The organism is Pseudoduganella aquatica (assembly GCF_009857595.1).
Taxonomy (GTDB): Bacteria; Pseudomonadota; Gammaproteobacteria; order Burkholderiales; family Burkholderiaceae_D; genus Rugamonas; species Rugamonas aquatica_A.
Window position 1 is genome coordinate 1 of the sequence record NZ_WWCU01000095.1, and the last position, 2,136, is coordinate 2,136.

The 2,136-nt window shown below is 74.3% G+C and carries 2 protein-coding genes; both read right to left on the reverse strand.

Features of this window, described 5'->3' with window-relative positions; all coding sequences use genetic code 11:
* On the reverse strand, positions 1–788 hold a 788-nt coding region (locus GTP77_RS29650), incomplete at its 3' end, for a glycosyltransferase (protein ID WP_229202435.1).
* An 11-nt stretch (positions 789–799) separates the two neighbouring features.
* The coding region (locus GTP77_RS29655; protein ID WP_161075736.1) for an acyltransferase family protein at positions 800–2,136 on the reverse strand (1,337 nt) is incomplete at its 5' end.

Genomic DNA, 2,136 nt, shown 5'->3' on the forward strand with positions numbered 1-2,136 from the left:
GCCGCCAGCGGCCCGTCGCCGACCAGCCGCACGCGCAGCGCGGCGGCGTCGCCGGGCAGGCGCTGCAGCGCCGCCTGCAGGACCTTCACCCCTTTTTCCTCGGCCAGGCGGCCGACGAACAGGCCGCCTGCGCGCCCTTGCCAGGCCGGCTCCGGGCCGGGCTCGACAAAGTTGGGTTTGACGTCGATGCGCATGGCGGGCAGGCCGCCGGCGATAAACTGCGCGCGGCTGAAGTGGCTCAGCGCGATGAATCGGGTGCCGGGCCGGCGGTAGCTGCCGAGCAGGCGGTGGGTGGCCAGCGCCGCCGCCGCCGCGCCCGACTGCAGCACCGAGCCGTGGTAGCAGGCGCGGGTCACCGCGCGCCAAGGCGCGTGGCCGACGCAGTCGCGGCACACCCGGCCTTCGCGCAGCAGCATGGCTTGCGGGCACAGCAGGCGGAAATTGTGCAGCGTCTGCACCACCGGGATGCGGCGGCGCGAGCCCAGCCAGTGCGGCGCGGGCGAGATCAGCGGGAAGGTGTTGTGCAGGTGCAGCACGTCCGGCCGCGCGGCGTCGCACAGGCGCTCGATGTCGCGCACCGCGCGCGGCGACCAGAACGCGCTGAAGGCGCCCCGCAGCGGCGCCTGCACCAGTTCCGCGCTGTCGCGCTCGTAGACCTGGACCGCGTGGCCGGCCGCGCGCAGCAGGCGCGCCTCGGCCTCGGCCACCACGTCCTCGCCGCCGCGCTCGCGGTAGCGGTTGTGGACCAGCAGGATGCGCAGCGGCTGCTGCGTGCGCTCAAGTTTCATGGGGCCGTCCTTCATGGTGGTGGGATATGCTCTATTTCACCAAGCTGGCGCGCGCCCGCCTTGACTGTGCTCACGCGGGCAGATGACGGCGGCCATGGCCGCGCGCGCAGGGGGTTGCCGGCCAGGGCCAGGTAGCGCTGGCCGAGCAGGCGCGAGGCCGCCAGGTTCAGGTGGTTGTCGTCCTTGTACAGCGCGGTGCGCCCGATCGCCGTCAGGCATTCGTCCGGCCCGCACATGACGCGCTTGGGATCGATGACGATCAGCGAGGGATGGGCCGCGCGCAGCGCGTCGATGACGCGGTCCATCGAGCCCTGTTCGGCCTCGACCAGGGCGCGCGGCATATTGCAGTTGCGCGCCGCCGGCAGCCAGCCGCGCTGGCGCTGCAGCACGCAGCGCGGCAGGTCGGGCGCCACCGTCGGCGTGTCCTTCAGCAGCAGCGGCACGGCGCCGGCGCGCTCGATCCTGCCCAGCGCCGTGTCCAGCGCGCGCGCGAAGTCCTGTTCGCGGCCCAGGTATTGCCAGCGGCTGGCCAGCGCCACGTAGCGGAAGTGCGGCGCCATGGCCAGCAGGTCGGCGTTGCGGCGCTGGCAGGGCGTGGGGCCGCCCGGCTCGCCCTGGTAGAGGTCGATGGCCGAGCAGGCGCCCTCGACGAAATAGGCCAGCCGCATGCCGCCGTCGCGCGCCAGCTGTTCCAGCCAGGGCTTGAAGTGGTTGGCGTGCGAGTCGCCGAACAGCAGCAGCGACGCGCCCGGCGCGCGCGGGTCGCCGGCCACGCAGCGCTGCACCAGGTAGTCCAGCGTGACGCCCTGGTAGGCGCCGGACTTGATGGCGCAGGCGCCGGCCAGGTCGCGCTCGAAGGAGTAGCTGGCCAGCAGCTCGCGCGCGGCCGGGTCGAAGCGTCCCGGCACGCCTTCGCTGCTGTAGGAGTACAGCCCCAGCGCCAGGAAGGCGGCGGCCGGCCCGGCGTAGTAGCGCGCCGCGGCGGCGCGCAGTCCCGGCGCGCCGCGCCGGTGCAGCGGCTGCTCGACGTAGCGCCAGGTCAGCCAGGCCAGCACGAAGACCAGCAATAGCGCGGCGGCGGTGGCGTGCGCGTCCAGCGCCCCGTAGCGGTAGCGCAGCAGCGACAGCACCGGCCAGTGCCACAGGTAGAGCGAGTAGGACATGCGTCCCACGGCGGCCAGCCAGGGCAGGCCGAGCAGCGCGCTGAGCGGGTTGGAACGGCTGCCGGCGTACAGCAGCAGCGCCGCGCCCAGGCACGGCGCCAGCGTGTTCAGTCCCGGGTAGGGCAGTTCGCGCCGCAGCAGGGCCAGCGCGCCCAGCGCCAGCACGGCGCCGGCCGCCGCCAGCC